The organism is Piscinibacter gummiphilus (assembly GCF_032681285.1).
Taxonomy (GTDB): Bacteria; Pseudomonadota; Gammaproteobacteria; order Burkholderiales; family Burkholderiaceae_C; genus Rhizobacter; species Rhizobacter gummiphilus_A.
The window spans coordinates 3,630,928-3,647,206 of the sequence record NZ_CP136336.1; the positions used below are offsets into that span (position 1 = coordinate 3,630,928).

The following is a 16,279-nucleotide window of genomic DNA, read 5'->3' on the forward strand; positions in this document are numbered from 1 at the left end:
ACCCCACCCTTTCACCCCTGAGAGAACAACCATGAAACCTCGTCACCTCATCGCCGGCGCCTGCCTCGTGGCCATTGGCAGCGCGGCCCACGCCGACGTCATCACCGACTGGAACATCGTGGCCGGCGACACCATCGTCGCCGCCAAGCTCGGCACACCCCCGGCCAACCGCGTGATCGCCATCGTGCAGACCGCCGTGAACGATGCCGTCATCGCCGCGGGAAGCCGCGCGGACACCAGCGTCGACGCCGCCGTGGCCGCGGCCAACCGCGTGACGCTCGCCAAGCTGCTGCCGTCGCAAGAAGCCGCCGTCACCACCGCCTACCAGGCGGCGTTGGCCAAGATCGCCGACGGCCCCGCCAAGGCGGCCGGCATCGCCGCCGGCGAAAAGGCCGCGGGCGCGGTGCTCGCACGCCGCCTGGACGACGGCGCCGGCACGCCCGAGCGCTACCGCCCGCACACCGCCGCCGGCACCTACGTGCCGACCCCCGCCGTGGCCGCGCCGCAGTGGGTGCAGCGCAAGCCCTGGAACATGGCCGGCCCGGCGCAGTTCCGCCCCGGGCCGCCGCCGGCACTGAGCAGTGCGCAATGGGCTCGCGACTACGAGGAAGTGCGCCTCGTCGGCAGCAAGGTCAGCACCAAGCGCAGCGCCGAGCAGACCGACATCGCCCGCTTCTGGGACTACTCGCTGCCGCCGATCTACCACGCCGTGCTGCGCTCGGTGGCCACCCAGCCGAACCGCAGCGTCGCGCAGAACGCGCGCCTCTTCGCCACCGCCGCGCAGGCGATGGACGACGGGCTGATCGCCGGACTGGACGCCAAGTACCACTACAACTTCTGGCGCCCGGTCACCGCCATCCGCAACGGCGACCTCGACGGCCACGACGGCACCCCGTTGGAAGCCGGCTGGTCCTCGCTGATCGATGCGCCGATGCACCCGGAGTACCCGAGCACGCACTCGATCCTGGCCGGCGCAATGGCCAGCATCCTGCAAGCCGAGGCCGGCACGGCCGGGCTGCCGGTGCTCAGCACCTCGAGCCCCACCCTGGGCGGCGCCACGCGCAAGTGGAAGTCCCTCGACGACTTCACCCGTGAAGTGGCGGTGTCGCGCATCTGGGGTGGCATCCACTTCCGCACCGCGACCGACGTGGGCCTGGTGATGGGCCGGCAGATCGGCGCGCAGGCGGTCGCGCAGTTCGCGCTGGCGCCGGCGGGTGACGCCAAGCTGGTCGAGCGTGTGGCAGCCAAAGGCGTGCAGGTCTACGAATGCCGCGCCGACAAGGCCGCCTCGAACGGCGCGCAGTGGGTGTTCGTCGCGCCCCAGGCCGATCTTTTCGATGCCGAAGGCAAGCCGAGCGGCACGCATTACGCCGGCCCGCACTGGGAGGCTGCGGACGGCAGCAAGATCGTCGGCAAGGTCGAAGCCCGCGCCGACGCACCGCAGGCTGGCGCCATCCCGTGGCTGCTGCTGTCGGCCCGCTCGGTCGGCAGCTCCGGTCGCTATGCGTCGGTGACGAGCATCCAGCGCGTCAACACGGTCGGCGGCACCGCGCCGGCGCAGCGTTGCGACAAGAGCGCCATCGGCAAGGTGGACAAGGTGCCCTACACGGCGGACTACCTGCTGTACGCGTCCTGAGCTCCGCGCCGCCAGGCGCTGGCCAGTCGTCTTGACGTTTCAAGACGACTGGTCATATTATTCGTGCCATGCCGCGCACTGCCGACCCGACCGACATCCCCAAGCGCCTGCTCGACGCCGGGCGCGACCTCTTCCTCCAGCAGGGCTACAACGCCACCGGCATCCAGCAGATCACCGACACGGCTGGCGTGCCCAAAGGCTCGTTCTACAACCACTTCAGCAGCAAAGAGGCCTTCGCCACCGCGGTGGCCGAGCGCTACGCCGCGTTCATGCAGCTGTCGTGGACACGCATGCTGGCCACCGCGCCCGAGGCGCCGATGGCGGCCATCCGCCACGTCTTCGCGCAGATGACGGCCTATCACGAGCGCCACGCCGACTGCCCCTCGGGCTGCCTGATCGGCAACTTCGCCTCCGAGATCGCACTGGTGAGCGACAGCTGTCGGCAGACGCTGCTGGCCGCCCAGCTCGGCTGGCGCGAGCGCCTGGCCGGGCTGATCCGCGCCGCGCAGGCCGAAGGCGTGGTGCGCGATGACATCGACGCCACCGAACTTTCCGCCCTCACCTGGGCCGCCTGGCAAGGCGCGCTGCTGCGCGTGAAGGTCGAACGCTCGGTGCAACCGCTGCGTGACACCGTGGCCCTGCTGCTCGACCGTCTCTATCCCCGTCTCTCTTCCCACTGATCTTCTCCCCCTGACCCCACCATGACCGCCAACACCTCCGACGACGTCCTGTTCCAGCCGATCCGGCTCGGCAACATCACCCTTGCCAACCGCATGGCGATGGCGCCCCTCACCCGCAACCGCGCCGCCGCAGGCAACGTGCCGGGCCCGCTGGCAGTCGAGTACTACACGCAGCGCGCGAGCGTGGGCCTCGTGATCGCCGAGGCCACGCAGGTGTCGGCCCAGGCCCAGGGCTACGACGCGACGCCGGGCCTGCACACGCCCGAGCAGATCGCCGGCTGGAAGAAGGTGACCGACGCGGTACACGCCAAGGGCGGCAAGATCTTCGTGCAGCTGTGGCACACCGGGCGTGTGTCGCACTCGCGCTTCCAGCCGGGGCAGCAGGCGCCGGTCGCGCCCTCGGCCCTGAAGGCCACGGCCGCCCGCACCTACGTGATCGGCCAGGGCTTTGTTGAAACCTCCGAGCCGCGCGCACTCGCCACGGAAGAAATCGCCGGCGTGGTGAACGATTTCCGCACCGCCGCGGCCAACGCCATCAAGGCCGGCTTCGACGGCATCGAGCTGCATGCGGCCCACGGCTACCTGATCGACGCCTTCCTGCGCAGCGGCTCCAACCAGCGCACCGACCAGTACGGCGGCTCGATCGAGAACCGCGCCCGTTTCCTGCTGGAGATCACCGCCGCCGTCATCGGCGAGATCGGGGCGGAGCGTGTGGGCCTGCGGCTCTCGCCGGTGTCGCCGGTCAACGACTCGGTCGAACCTGACCCGCAGCCGCTCTTCGAGCACGTGGTGCGTGAGCTGGAGAAGCTGCACCCGGTCTACATCCACGTGGTCGAGGGCCACACCGGCGGTCCGCGTGACAACCGGCCCTTCGATTACGAGGCGCTGCGCAAGCTGTACTCCGGCGTCTGGATGGTCAACAACGGCTACACGAAGGAGATGGCCGTCGAGGCGATCAAGAGCGGCCGCGCCGACATGGTCTCGTTCGGTCGCAAGATCATCGTCAACCCCGACCTGGTGCGCCGCTTCCGCGAGAACGCGCCGCTGAATGCGCCCGACAAGGCCGCCCCGCTCTACGGCGGCGAAGGCGCCTTCGGCTACACCCACTACCCCTCGCTCGACGAGGTGAACGCATGAAGCTGCAGGGCAAGGTCGCGCTCGTCACGGGCGGCGGGGGCGGCATCGGCCGTGCCACCGCACTCGCCTACCAGCGCGAAGGCGCGAAGGTTGCCGTGGCCGATCTCAACGGCGAAGCCGCACAAGCCGTCGCCGCCGAAATCGAAGCGGCTGGCGGCGAAGCCATCGCGATCGCCGTCGACGTGACCCAGTCGGCGCAGGTCGAGGCGATGGTGAAGCAGGTCGTGACGCGCTTCGGCCGGCTCGACATCGCCTTCAACAACGCCGGCATCGACATCGAGCACCTGCCGCTGCACAAGGCGACCGAAGAAGAGTTCGACAAGCTCGTGGCCGTCAACATCAAGGGCGTGTGGCTGTGCATGAAGCACGAGATCACGCAGATGCTGGAGCAAGGCTCGGGCGGCGCCATCGTCAACACGTCGTCGGTGGGCGGTGTGATCGGTGCGGCGCGCCAGCCGGTCTACGGCGCGACCAAGCACGCCGTGCTCGGCCTCACGCGTGCCGCAGGCGTGGAGTACGCGCGCAAGGGCATCCGCGTCAACGCGGTGTGCCCCGGCATCATCGACACCGAGATGACCGAGCGCGCCATCGCCCGCGAGCCCAAGCGTGCGCCGTACATCGAGCAGGCGCACCCGATCGGCCGGCTCGGGCAGGCCGAGGAAATCGCCCGCGCGGCGGTGTTCCTCAGCTCCGAGGATGCGTCGTTCGTCGTCGGCCACCCGCTGCTGGTGGACGGCGGCATGACTGCACGCTGAAGCGGCACAGGCGCTTCTCGCCGAAGGGCCGGGAAATCTCGGGCCTGCACGGCCCGAAGGCGCGAGCTAGGATGGCCTCAACCCGTCCCAGCTCTTGCCCCCTCATGGACAGCCTCGACCTGCAAGTCCTCACCCAGGCCCGCCAGTGGCATGCCGATGGCCACCCGGTGCGCCTGGTCACCGTGATCGAGACCTGGGGCTCGGCCCCGCGCCCGCCCGGCGCGCTGCTGGCCATGCGCGGCGACGGGCTGGTCGTCGGCTCGGTCTCGGGCGGCTGCGTGGAAGACGATCTCATCGAGCGTGTGCGCGCCGGTGAATCGATGAACAAGCCGTCCCTGGTGACCTACGGTGTGACGAAGGAAGAAGCCGCCCGCTTCGGCCTGCCTTGCGGCGGCAACCTGCGCCTGGTCCAGGAGCCGTTGAACGACGTCGCCTGGATCGACGAGGTGCTGGCCCGCACCGCCCGCCACGAACTCGTCGCCCGACGGCTCGACCTTGCCACCGGCACGGTGACCGTGGAGGCCGCCACGCGTGGCGAGGCGTTCAGCTTCGACGGCCAGGTGATGCGCGCGCTCTTCGGCCCGCGCTGGCGCATGCTCATCATCGGCGCGGGGCAACTCTCGCGCGTGCTCGCGCAGATGGCGCTCGCACTCGACTTCGAGATCATCTGCTGCGATCCGCGGGAGGAATACCACCTCACCTGGGACGTGCCCGGCACCACCTTCAGCACGACGATGCCCGACGACCTGGTCCAGGAACTGCAACTCGACCCGCACAGCGCGGTGGTGGCCGTCACGCACGACCCCAAGCTCGACGACCTCGCCCTGCTCGAAGCGCTGAAATCTCCTGCGTTCTACGTCGGCGCCCTGGGCTCGCGCGGCAATACCGCCAAGCGAAAGGAACGCCTGGCTCTCTTCGACCTGTCGGCCGAAGAGATCGGACGCCTGCATGGCCCGATCGGGCTTGACCTCGGCGGGCGTACACCAGCCGAGATCGCCGTGTCCATCCTCGCGGAGATCGTCGCCGTGCGACATGGTGTGGCGCTGTCGCAGAAGAAACCCCTGTCGCACGACGCCCCCAGCTGCCAAGCTTCGAGCTGATCGCCACCTGCATGATCCCGTGGCTGCGCCACCCGTTCGACCCGCTGCCCGACACGCGGCTGGCCCTGCCCGCAGGTTCTGAGGCGCCAGGCCTGCTGGCGGCCGGCGGCGAACTCACCACGGCACGCCTGACCGAGGCCTACAGCAAGGGCGTATTCCCCTGGTACAGCGAAGGCCAGCCCATCCTGTGGTGGTCGCCCGACCCACGCATGGTGCTGTTCACCGATGAATTCAAGGTCTCGCGCTCGCTGCGCAAGACACTGCGCCATTTCATCCTCGACCACCCGCGCTGCGAGATCCGAATCGACAGCGCCTTCCGCCGCGTGATCACCGCTTGCGCGAGCACCCCGCGCGACGGACAGGCGGGCACCTGGATCCTGCCGGAGATGATCGACGCCTACTGCGATTGGCATGCCGAGGGCGCCGTGCACAGCTTCGAGACCTGGGTCGACGGGCAACTCGTCGGCGGCCTCTACGGCATCAACCTCGGGAGGATGTTCTACGGCGAGTCGATGTTCTCGCACCGCACCGATGCGTCGAAGATCGCCACCGCCGCGATGGTGGCCTTCTGCCGCGCACACGACATCCACCTCATCGACTGCCAGCAGCGCACGCGGCACCTGGCGTCGCTCGGTGCACGCGAGATCCCTCGCGAGGAGTTCGAGCGCAGCATCGCCAGGTACACGTCGCAGCCGGCGGTGCGTGACTGGACCTTCCGGCCCGCGCTGTGGCAAGAGGTGCTGGGCGACGACTCGGGCGAAGCGCCGCGGTCCTGACATCCTCTGGGGCGCGCGTCTCGGCAGCCCCCGGCAAGCCCTCAGCTTGGGGGCACCGGGGCGGGGGGAAATCGCCGAAGATGCCGTGTGTCCGCGCACGAAGACCTCCACCACCGCTTTGCCGCCCTCGACGGCATCCGCGGCATCGCCATCTTGAGCGTGGTGATCTACCACGCCACCATGACGCTGGGCCATGACTTCGAACCCATCCAGTTCCTGCTCTCGGCAGGGCACACCGGATGGCTCGGCGTGGAGGTGTTCTTCGCGCTGTCGGGCTTCCTCATCACCCGCATCCTGCTGAAGAACCGGCACGCACCGGCGCGCGAATACTTCGGCACGTTCTACTACCGGCGCGCGCTGCGCATCTTGCCGCTGTACTTCGGCGTGCTGGCCATCATCTGGGTCGTCTCGGTCGCCCTGCCGCACCTCAACCCGCAAGGGGCCGCCAAGTTCCTCGACCAGCAATGGTGGTTCTGGCTGCACGCGGCCAACATGTCGCGCGAGTTCCATGGTGCCCACATGCCGGCGCTCGAATTCGGCTACTTCGAGCTGTCCCACTTCTGGACGCTGGCGGTCGAAGAACACTTCTACCTCTTCTGGCCGCTGCTGGTGTTCACGCTGTCAGTGCGCAACCTCGCCCTTTCGGCGATCGTCATCGTGCTGCTCTCGATGGCGCTGCGCACCGGCCTGCTGCATACGGAAGAACCTTGGATCAACGCCGTGCTGGCCACGCCCAAGCATCTGGCAGGCCTGGCACTTGGCGGCTTGGCCGCCGTGTGGCTGCACTGCAGGCCGGCGGGCTCGATCACGCCGGTGGTGCGGCGCGGCACCTGGGCCCTGGTGTCGCTGGTGGTCCTGGCATGCCTGCTCATTCCGGTGTCGGAGCAGGACGGCGCCTTCGATGCCGGCGTGGCCCTTCTCACGGCGCTGGCTACCGCGTGCGCAGCGCTGTGGGTGACCACCGATCCGTCGGCGCGGCTCGGCCACTGGCTCAGCCACCCGGTGCTCGTTACCTACGGCAAGTACAGCTACGGCATCTACGTCTTCCACTACCTGCTCGGCCCGCTCGCGCGCCGGGCGGAACTCTCCACTTGGCCCGGGGGCTACACGCTGGGCATCGTCTGGTACGTGGCCCTGTCGCTCGTGGTGCCCCTGCTGGTGGCGATGGTGAGCTACCGCTACTGGGAAGCACCGTGGCTCAGGCTGAAGGACCGCCGCGACTACCGCCCCGACGCGCCACCCTCGGTGCCGCCGGTAGCCCCGGCCTGACCGCCCAGCCCTGCCTGCACCGTGGGTTACGGCAGCTTCGGCATCTGGCGAATGGACCTATCATCCAACGACAAGAGCGCTGCAGACGCTGCGGTGCTTCTGGAGGAAGCCGGCCCGTGACCCACCCGAAAGAGCTGCCGCTCTCGTCGATCCAGTTCTACGCCACCGCGCCTTACCCGTGCAGCTACATCGCGGGTCGCATGGCGCGCTCGCAGGTCGCCACCCCCAGCCACCTCATCCACGCCGACGCGTATTCGGGCCTCGTCGCCAACGGCTTTCGCCGCAGCGGCATGTTCACCTACCGGCCCTTCTGCGACGGCTGCCGCGCCTGCGTGCCGCTGCGCATCCCGGTCAAGAACTTCGAGCCCACGCGCAGCCAGAAGCGCGCCTGGAAGCAACACGGCAACCTGCAGGCCCGCGTCCTGCGCCTGTGCTTCGTGCCCGAGCACTACCAGCTCTACCTGCGCTACCAGGCCGGGCGCCACAGCGGCGGCGGCATGGACAACGATTCGGTCGACCAGTACACCCAGTTCCTGCTGCAAAGCCGCGTGAACTCGCGCCTCGTCGAGTTTCGCGAGCCGCCCGCGGCCGACGGCACGCTGGGCGCGCTCAAGATGGTGTCGATCCTCGACATCCTCAACGACGGGCTGTCGGCGGTCTACACCTTCTACGAGCCTGAGCCGCGCACGAGCTACGGCACCTACAACGTGATGTGGCAGATCGAGCAGACCCGACTGCTCAAGCTCAAGCACGTGTACCTGGGCTACTGGATCAACGACAGCGACAAGATGTCGTACAAGGCCCAGTTCAGGCCGCACGAGGTGCTGGTGAACGAGCGCTGGATGCCCGCTCAGGGCTGAGCGCGGCGCGGCAGCATCCGCACGCCGCAGAAATCGAAGCCGCCGTCTTCCACCGCGAGCCCTTCGCCGCGCGCCGCGGCCAGCACCGCTTCAGGGGTTTGCACCTCGACGTGCACCGCCGCCAGCCGCTCCGGCGTGCCGGGCCGGAAGCGCACACCGCCCAGGTCGAAACGCAGCACGGTCGCGTCGTCATCGTCGACGCCGATCGGCACGTCGATGATGCGGGCCCAGTGCACGGCCAAGCCGTTCACGTCGGGTGTTTCGACGTCGACCCATGGGATACCGGCCACGCGGTCAAGCCGCTGGTGCTCGCGCCAGTGTGGGCCGGCGGGCCAGTAGGCGCCGTCGAGTTGCTCGTTGCCGTCGCTGCGGTCGAATTCGAGCATGGTGGCGCGCGCGTCGCGAGGGTGGAGCTGGATGCCGTGAAACCCGGGCACGCTCATCGTGTTCGCGATGCGCACGCCGAGCGATTCGACCAGCGCTTGCCGCCGCTCGGGGTCACGCGTGTCGAAGATGGCCATGTAGCCGCCGCGCCCGCCGCTGCGTTCGAGAAAGCGGCCGGCCGCGGTGCCGTCGCGCGTGGGCGCGACGATCTCGAGGAACTGGTGGCCGAAGACGAAGAGCGCGTTCACGAGGCCGTATTTCGCCACGGCCTCGTCACGGTGGCAGACCTCGAGGCCGAAGATGCGGCGCACCAGGGCTTCGGCCGGTGCGAGTTCGGGCGCCACGAGGCAGATCTGTCGAAGTCTCAACATGGGCCGGCAGCATAGGGCGGGGCCGCTCTGTGGACAATACGCGGCTGACCTCAGCGCCCGCCCCGCATGAACACCGCCACCCTGGCCTCCGACCTGGCCCATCACACGCCGATGATGCAGCAGTACCTCCGCATCAAGGCGGAGCATCCGGACACGCTCGTGTTCTACCGGATGGGCGATTTCTACGAACTCTTCTTCGACGACGCCCGCCGCGCCAACAAGCTGCTCGACATCACGCTCACCCAGCGCGGCCAGAGCGGCGGCGAGCCGGTGGTGATGGCCGGGGTGCCGGTCCATTCGGTCGAGAGCTATCTCGCCAAGCTCATCAAACTTGGCGAAGCGGTGGCGATTGCCGAGCAGGTGGGCGACGTGGCCACGGCCAAGGGGCCGGTGGAACGCAAGGTGGTGCGGGTGGTGACGCCGGGCACCGTGACCGACACCGAGTTGCTGGCCGACAAGCGCGATGCGCTGCTGATGGCGCTGTCGCAGCAAACCAAGCGCGGTGTGGTGAGCTATGGCCTCGCGTGGCTGGGCGTGTCGAACGGCCAGCTCGGCATCACCGAGTGCAACGAGCGCGAGCTGGCCGGCTGGCTGTCGCGGCTCAATGCGGCCGAGGTGCTGGTGGCACGCGACCAGGTGCCTGCGGCCCTCACCGCCTCGCGCATCGCCATCACCCACCGGCCCGACTGGCAGTTCGACGCCACGCTCGGCGTGCGCAAGCTCTGCGAGCAATTGCGCGTGGCGAGCCTTGCCGGCTACAACGCCCAAGACCTCGCCTGTGCCCACGCCGCCGCGGCAGCGCTGCTGAGCTACGCCGAACACACGCAAGGCCAAGCGCTCGCCCACGTTCGCACCTTGACGGTCGAACGCGCGAGCGACCTGCTCGACCTGCCGCCCACCACCCACCGCAACCTCGAACTCACCCAGACGCTGCGCGGCGACGACGCCCCCACGCTGCTCTCGCTGCTCGACACCTGCCGTACCGGCATGGGAAGCCGCGCACTGCGCCACTGGCTCACCCACCCGCTGCGCGAGCGGCAGGTGGCGATGCAGCGGCACGACGCGATCGAGGTGCTGATCCAGCGTTCGCCGGAGGCCCTGCGCGAAGCCTTGCGCCACGTCAGCGACGTCGAGCGCATCACCGCGCGCATCGCGCTGCGCCAGGTGCGCCCACGCGAGTTGACCGGCCTGCGCGCCACGCTGCAAGGCTTGCCAGCCCTTCGCTCGCTGGTGCCGCAGGGCCAGGCGCTGCTGCTCAACATGCTGGCCGAAGCCATGAGCCCGGCGCCTGGGATTGAGGCACTGCTGCGCGCCGCCATCGCCGACGAACCTGCGGTGCTGCTGCGTGACGGCGGCGTCATCGCCGCCGGCTACGACCGTGACCTCGACGAACTCCGCGGCATCAGCCAGAACTGCGACGCTTACCTGCTCGACCTCGAAGCCCGTGAACGCACCCGCACCGGCATTGCCAACCTGCGCGTGCAATACAACAAGGTGCACGGCTTCTACATCGAGGTGACGCAAGGCCAGGCCAGCAAGGTGCCGATGGACTACCAGCGCCGCCAGACGCTGAAGAACGCCGAGCGCTTCATCACGCCGGAGCTGAAGGCCTTCGAAGACAAGGCCCTCTCGGCGCAAGACCGCTCGCTGGCCCGCGAGAAGATGCTTTACGAGGCGGTGATCGACCAGCTTCAGACCCACCTCGACGAGCTCGGCGGCCTCGCCCGTGCGCTGGCGAGCCTCGATGCACTGGCGGCGCTGGCCGAACGCGCCCACACGCTCAACTGGTGCCGCCCGCAGTTCGTGCGCGAGCCCTGCATCGACATCACCGCCGGCCGCCACCCGGTCGTGGAAGCGCGTCTGGCCGAGACCGGCGGTGGCAACTTCATGGCCAACGACTGCCGGCTCGATGCGGCCCGCAAGATGCTCGTCATCACCGGTCCTAACATGGGCGGCAAGAGCACCTTCATGCGCCAGGTGGCGCTGATCGTGCTGCTGGCGGCGATCGGCTCCTTCGTGCCCGCCACCGAGTGCCGGCTCGGGCCCATCGACGCGATCCACACGCGCATCGGCGCAGCCGACGACCTGGCGAATGCGCAGTCGACCTTCATGCTGGAAATGACCGAGGCCGCGGCCATCGTGCACAGCGCCACCGAGCAGTCGCTGGTCTTGATGGACGAGATCGGGCGCGGCACCTCGACCTTCGACGGTCTCGCACTCGCCGGCGCCATAGCCAGCCAGCTGCACGACCGGAATCGCTCGTTCACCCTCTTCGCCACGCACTATTTCGAGCTGACCGAGTTCCCCGTCAAGCACACGCAGGCGCTCAACGTGCACGTGTCGGCGGCCGAAAGTGGCGACGACATCGTCTTCCTGCACGACATCCAGCCCGGCCCTGCGAGCCGCAGCTATGGCGTGCAAGTGGCACGCCTGGCGGGCATGCCCGCCGTGCTGGTTCGGCAGGCGCGCGCCGCGCTGGAAGCGCTCGAAGCGCAGCAGAAGGCGAGCGACGCGCAGATCGATCTCTTCGCAGCACCCGCCGCGCCGGCAGAAATCGAGGCTTCCGCCGTGGACAAGGCCTTGGCCGCGATCAATCCCGATATGCTGTCGCCGAAGGAAGCGCTGGACGCGCTCTATCGCCTGAAGTCTCTCCAAGAAAGCAGCAAGACATGACGTACTGCGTGGGCATCAAGCTCGATGCCGGCCTGGTCTTTCTCTCGGACTCGCGCACCAACGCGGGCCTGGATGCGATCAGCACTTTCCGCAAGATGATGGTCTACGAGAAGCCGAGCGACCGTTTCATGGTGCTGCTCTCGGCCGGCAACCTGTCGATCTCGCAATCGGTGCGCGAGATCCTGCAGGTCGAGAAACTCGACAACGGCCCGGACGAGCCCCCGCTCACCATCTGGAACGCGAAGAGCATGTTCGATGCCGTGCGCGTGCTCGGCAGCGCCGTGCGTCGCGTCTACGACCAGGACGGCCCCTCGCTGCGCGCTGCCGGCATCGACTTCAACGCCTCGATGATCTTCGGCGGCCAGATCGCGGGCGAGGCGATGCGGCTCTTCCTCGTCTACTCGGCCGGCAATTTCATCGAAGCCACGCGCGAGACCTGCTTCTTCCAGGTGGGCGAGTCGAAGTACGGCAAGCCGGTGCTCGATCGCATGATCACCCCGCATACACCGCTCGACGAAGCCGCCAAGTGCGCGCTGGTGTCGATGGATTCCACGCTCAAGTCGAATCTCTCGGTCGGCTTGCCGCTCGACCTGCTCGTCTACGAAGCCGACCGGCTGCAGAGCGACCAGATGGTCTGCATCGACGAGCACAACCCCTATTTCCACATGATCCGCAACACCTGGGGCCAGAAGCTGCGCCAGGTGTTCGAGTCGATCGAAGACCCGCACTGGGAAAGTGGCGGCACCACCGCCTACCCGCTGGTGGTGCGCTCGGGCCGATTCGAGCCCATGCGCAAGATCACCAACGCCAGCGAGAAGATGATCTGACATGGCTCGCAAGCACGCCGGCACCATCGTCTTCTCGCACGCCAACAGTTTCCCAGCCGGCACGTACCGGGTGCTCTTCGAGGCGTGGAAGAAGGCCGGCTACACAGTCCTCGCCGTCGAGAAATACGGCCACGACCCGAAGTACCCGGTGACCAACCACTGGCCGCGCCTGCGTGATCAGCTGGTGCACTTCGCCGAGGCCAAGGCCAAGGAACCGGCCTTCTTCGTCGGCCATTCCCTGGGCGGCTTTCTGAGCCTGCTCGCCGCCGCCAAGCAGCCCGACCTCGCCCGCGGCGTCGTGATGCTGGATTCGCCCGTGATCGGCGGCCTGCTCACCCCGACCATCCAGTTCGCCAAGCTCACCGGCCTGGGCATGCAGTTCTCGCCGGGTGCGATCTCTCGCCGCCGCCGCGACCACTGGCCGAACCGAGAGGCCGCACACCGGCATTTCGCGAGCAAGGATTCCTTTGCCCGCTGGGACCCGCGCGTGCTCGAGGACTACATCGCCTGCGGCATCGAGGACGCCCGCCCTCCGATGGAACCCGGCGTGACGCTCGCCTTCCGCCGCGAGGTCGAGACCGACATCTACAACACCCTGGCGCACGACATCCCCGGCTTCCTGCGCCGCCACCCATTGCGGCACCCGCTGGCTTTCATCGGTGGCACGCAATCGACCGAGGTGAAGCGCGTGGGCATGCACGCCACCGAGCGGCTGGCCAACGGCCGGGTGTCGTGGATCGAGGGCGAGCACCTCTTCCCGTTCGAGCGGCCTGACGAGACCTCGGCCGAGGTGTTGCGCTGGCTCAAGGTGCTCGCCGGGCTGCACTCGCCCGTCGAAGCCTGAGCGCGCCGCGAGCACCCGGGCGTTGACCCCCTTTGGCGCAGGGACGTGCGCCCCGGGGCCACGCCTATAATCGCGCTTTACCACCAGAGCATTTGCAGCACGCAAGTGCCACAGCAATGACCAAGTTCGTCTTTGTCACCGGCGGTGTGGTGTCCTCGCTGGGCAAGGGCATCGCGGCAGCGTCACTTGCAGCGATCCTCGAATCGCGCGGCCTCAAGGTCACGCTCATCAAGCTGGACCCTTACCTCAACGTCGACCCGGGCACCATGTCGCCCTTCCAGCACGGCGAGGTGTTCGTCACCGACGACGGCGCTGAAACCGACCTCGACCTCGGCCACTACGAGCGCTTCATCACGACGCGGATGAAGAAGTCGAACAACTTCACCACCGGCCAGATCTACAAGAGCGTGCTCGAGAAGGAGCGCCGCGGCGACTACCTCGGCAAGACGGTGCAGGTGATCCCGCACGTCACCAACGAGATCCAGGAATTCGTGAAACGCGGCGCCGGCATCGGCACCGATCATGCGGTGGATGTGGCCATCGTCGAAGTCGGCGGCACGGTGGGTGACATCGAGTCCCTGCCCTTCCTCGAAGCCGCGCGCCAGATGAGCCTGCGCATGGGCCCGAACAACGCGGCCTTCGTGCACCTGACCTACGTGCCCTGGATCGCCGCCGCCGGCGAACTCAAGACCAAGCCCACGCAGCACACCGTGCAGAAGATGCGCGAGATCGGCATCCAGCCCGATGCACTGCTGTGCCGCGCCGACCGCGCCATTCCGGCCGAAGAGCGCGAGAAGATCTCGCTCTTCACCAACGTGCCCGAGTGGGGCGTGATTTCCGTGTGGGACGCCGACACCATCTACAAGGTGCCGCGCATGCTGCATGAGCAGGGGCTCGACGGGCTCATCTGCGACAAGCTGCGCATCAACACGCCGCCCGCCAATCTCAAGCGCTGGGATGCGCTGGTCGAGGAGGTCGAGCACCCGCAGCGCGAAGTCACCATCGCCATGTGCGGCAAGTACACCGATCTCTCGGACTCGTACAAGTCGCTCAATGAAGCGCTGCGCCACGCCGGCATCGCCAACCACGCCAAGGTCAACATCGAGTACGTCGACTCCGAGACGCTGACGCCGGCAAACGTGAACCAGCTCGACAAGTACGACGCCATCCTCGTGCCGGGCGGCTTCGGCAAGCGCGGCGTGGAAGGCAAGGTGCTCACCGCCCAGTTCGCCCGCGAACACAAGCTGCCCTACCTCGGCATCTGCCTCGGCATGCAGGTCGCCACCATCGAGTACGCGCGCCACAAGGCCGGCCTCGTGAACGCGAACAGCACCGAGTTCGACCCCGACACACCCGAGCCCGTGATCGCACTGATCGAGGAGTGGCAAGACGCCGATGGCTCGATCCAGAAGCGCACGGCCCAGTCAGACCTGGGCGGCACGATGCGCCTCGGCGCGCAGAGCTCCGACGTGAAGCCCGGCACCCTGGCCCACCAGATCTACGGCGACGTGGTGACCGAGCGGCACCGCCACCGCTACGAGGCCAACGTCAACTACCTCGACAAGCTGACCGAAGCCGGCCTCGTCATCTCGGCCATCACCCAGCGCGAGAAGCTGACCGAGATCGTGGAGCTGCCGCAGAGCGTGCACCCGTGGTTCATGGGGGTGCAGTTCCACCCCGAGTTCAAGTCGACGCCTTGGGGCGGTCACCCGCTCTTCAAGTCGTACATCGAAGCGGCGCTGGCACACCAGTCGTCGCGCCAGAAGCAGAAGGTGGCCGCATGAAGCTCTGTGGATTCGACGTGGGCTTGAACAAGCCCTTCTTCCTGATCTCGGGCCCGTGCGTGGTCGAGTCAGAACAGCTGCAGATGGACGTGGCCGGCCGGCTGAAGGAGATCACCTCCGCGCTCGGCATCCCCTTCATCTTCAAGAGCAGCTACGACAAGGCCAACCGCTCGTCGGGCACCTCGTTCCGTGGCCCCGGCATGGAAAAGGGCCTCGAGATCCTGGCTAAGGTGAAGCGCGAGCTGAACGTGCCCATCCTGACCGACGTGCACAGCGAAGCCGAGATCCCGCTCGTCGCGAGCGTGGTCGACGTGCTGCAGACACCCGCCTTCCTGTGCCGCCAGACCGACTTCATCCACGCCGTGGCGCAGTCGGGCAAGCCGGTCAACATCAAGAAGGGCCAGTTCCTCGCGCCGCACGACATGAAGAACGTGATCGACAAGGCACGTGCGGCCGCCAAGGCCAAGGGCCTGAACGAAGACAACTTCATGGCCTGCGAGCGTGGTGCGAGCTTCGGCTACAACAACCTCGTCTCCGACATGCGCTCGCTCGCCATCATGCGCGAGACGGGCGCCCCCGTCGTGTTCGACGCCACCCACTCGGTGCAGCTGCCGGGCGGCCAGGGCACGAGCTCAGGCGGTCAGCGCGAATTCGTGCCGGTGCTCTCTCGTGCCGCCATCGCGGTAGGCGTGGCCGGTGTCTTCATGGAAACGCACCCCGACCCGAAGAACGCCATGAGCGACGGGCCGAACGCCGTGCCGTTGAAGCACATGAAGGCCCTGCTCGAACAACTGGTCGCCCTCGACCGCGTGATCAAGCAGCAGCCGCTGCTCGAAAACGACTTCTCCTGCTGAAACCCCGACGATGAGCAGCTACATCATTGCCGACGTGACCGTCACCGACGCCGAGAAGATGGCGAAGTATCGCGAGTGGTCGACGAAAGCCATGCAGGAGCACGGCGCCGAGATTCTCGTGCGCGGCGGCGAGTTCGAAGTGCTCGAAGGCCCGTGGACGCCCAGCCGCATCATCGTGCTGCGCTTTCCTGACCGCGCCAAAGCTAAGGCCTTCTACGCCAGCGAGACCTACACCCACGCCCGCACCCTGCGTGAAGGCGCCGGGATCATGCGCATGATCGTTGTCGACGGCGTGTAACCGGGATCGGACAAGAATCGCTCCCCCCACA

The 16,279-nt window shown here is 67.9% G+C and carries 15 protein-coding genes; 14 read left to right on the forward strand and 1 reads right to left on the reverse strand.

The window, feature by feature from the left end; genetic code table 11:
• Positions 1 to 31 precede the first annotated feature (31 nt).
• From RXV79_RS16940 to RXV79_RS16975, 8 genes are all read left to right on the forward strand, one after another.
• Entirely contained in the window at positions 32 to 1,636 is a 1,605-nt protein-coding gene (locus tag RXV79_RS16940) for a DUF3455 domain-containing protein (protein WP_316699129.1), read from the forward strand.
• 68 nt (positions 1,637 to 1,704) lie between these two features.
• Positions 1,705 to 2,316 carry a TetR/AcrR family transcriptional regulator gene (locus RXV79_RS16945; RefSeq protein ID WP_316699130.1) on the forward strand — a complete coding sequence of 204 codons (612 nt, stop codon included), beginning with the start codon at positions 1,705 to 1,707 and terminating at the stop codon, positions 2,314 to 2,316.
• A gap of 21 nt (positions 2,317 to 2,337) precedes the next feature.
• Positions 2,338 to 3,453, forward strand: coding sequence for an alkene reductase (locus tag RXV79_RS16950; protein WP_316699133.1), 1,116 nt, complete (start codon positions 2,338 to 2,340; stop codon positions 3,451 to 3,453).
• Positions 3,450 to 4,208 (forward strand): SDR family oxidoreductase, encoded by a 759-nt coding sequence (locus RXV79_RS16955; protein ID WP_316699134.1) that lies wholly within the window; start codon positions 3,450 to 3,452, stop codon positions 4,206 to 4,208. Before RXV79_RS16950 ends, RXV79_RS16955 begins: the two co-directional genes overlap by 4 nt.
• Positions 4,209 to 4,312: 104 nt before the next feature.
• Positions 4,313 to 5,308 carry an XdhC family protein gene (locus RXV79_RS16960; protein WP_316699135.1) on the forward strand — a complete coding sequence of 332 codons (996 nt, stop codon included), beginning with the start codon at positions 4,313 to 4,315 and terminating at the stop codon, positions 5,306 to 5,308.
• 11 nt (positions 5,309 to 5,319) lie between these two features.
• A complete protein-coding gene (gene aat, locus RXV79_RS16965; protein ID WP_316699136.1) occupies positions 5,320 to 6,084 on the forward strand; it encodes a leucyl/phenylalanyl-tRNA--protein transferase in 765 nt (254 codons plus the stop codon).
• 87 nt (positions 6,085 to 6,171) lie between these two features.
• Complete coding sequence (locus RXV79_RS16970) at positions 6,172 to 7,353, forward strand: acyltransferase family protein (protein WP_316699138.1); 1,182 nt, start codon at positions 6,172 to 6,174, stop codon at positions 7,351 to 7,353.
• Between the two features lie 116 nt (positions 7,354 to 7,469).
• The gene (locus RXV79_RS16975) at positions 7,470 to 8,213 is read left to right on the forward strand and encodes an arginyltransferase (protein ID WP_316699140.1); all 744 of its coding nucleotides are present in this window, start codon (positions 7,470 to 7,472) and stop codon (positions 8,211 to 8,213) included.
• Here RXV79_RS16975 and RXV79_RS16980 read toward each other — a convergent pair.
• Positions 8,204 to 8,968, reverse strand: coding sequence for a VOC family protein (locus tag RXV79_RS16980; protein ID WP_316699142.1), 765 nt, complete (start codon positions 8,966 to 8,968; stop codon positions 8,204 to 8,206). The two genes, RXV79_RS16975 and RXV79_RS16980, sit on opposite strands and share 10 nt — an antisense overlap.
• Before the next feature lie 66 nt (positions 8,969 to 9,034).
• On the opposite strand from RXV79_RS16980, the gene mutS reads away from it, so the two are divergent.
• The 6 genes from mutS (at position 9,035) to RXV79_RS17010 (ending at position 16,248) form a co-directional block, all read left to right on the forward strand.
• On the forward strand, positions 9,035 to 11,641 hold the full coding sequence (gene mutS, locus RXV79_RS16985; RefSeq protein ID WP_316699144.1) for a DNA mismatch repair protein MutS: 2,607 nt from the start codon (positions 9,035 to 9,037) through the stop codon (positions 11,639 to 11,641).
• The gene (locus tag RXV79_RS16990) at positions 11,638 to 12,468 is read left to right on the forward strand and encodes a proteasome-type protease (protein ID WP_316699145.1); all 831 of its coding nucleotides are present in this window, start codon (positions 11,638 to 11,640) and stop codon (positions 12,466 to 12,468) included. The genes mutS and RXV79_RS16990 overlap by 4 nt, the downstream gene beginning before the upstream one ends.
• Position 12,469: 1 nt before the next feature.
• Positions 12,470 to 13,312 carry an alpha/beta fold hydrolase gene (locus tag RXV79_RS16995; protein WP_316699147.1) on the forward strand — a complete coding sequence of 281 codons (843 nt, stop codon included), beginning with the start codon at positions 12,470 to 12,472 and terminating at the stop codon, positions 13,310 to 13,312.
• 116 nt (positions 13,313 to 13,428) lie between these two features.
• Complete coding sequence (locus RXV79_RS17000) at positions 13,429 to 15,096, forward strand: CTP synthase (RefSeq protein WP_316699150.1); 1,668 nt, start codon at positions 13,429 to 13,431, stop codon at positions 15,094 to 15,096.
• The gene (gene kdsA / locus RXV79_RS17005) at positions 15,093 to 15,950 is read left to right on the forward strand and encodes a 3-deoxy-8-phosphooctulonate synthase (RefSeq protein ID WP_316699152.1); all 858 of its coding nucleotides are present in this window, start codon (positions 15,093 to 15,095) and stop codon (positions 15,948 to 15,950) included. The genes RXV79_RS17000 and kdsA overlap by 4 nt, the downstream gene beginning before the upstream one ends.
• 10 nt (positions 15,951 to 15,960) lie before the next feature.
• Positions 15,961 to 16,248, forward strand: coding sequence for a DUF1330 domain-containing protein (locus RXV79_RS17010; protein ID WP_316699154.1), 288 nt, complete (start codon positions 15,961 to 15,963; stop codon positions 16,246 to 16,248).
• Positions 16,249 to 16,279 lie beyond the last annotated feature (31 nt).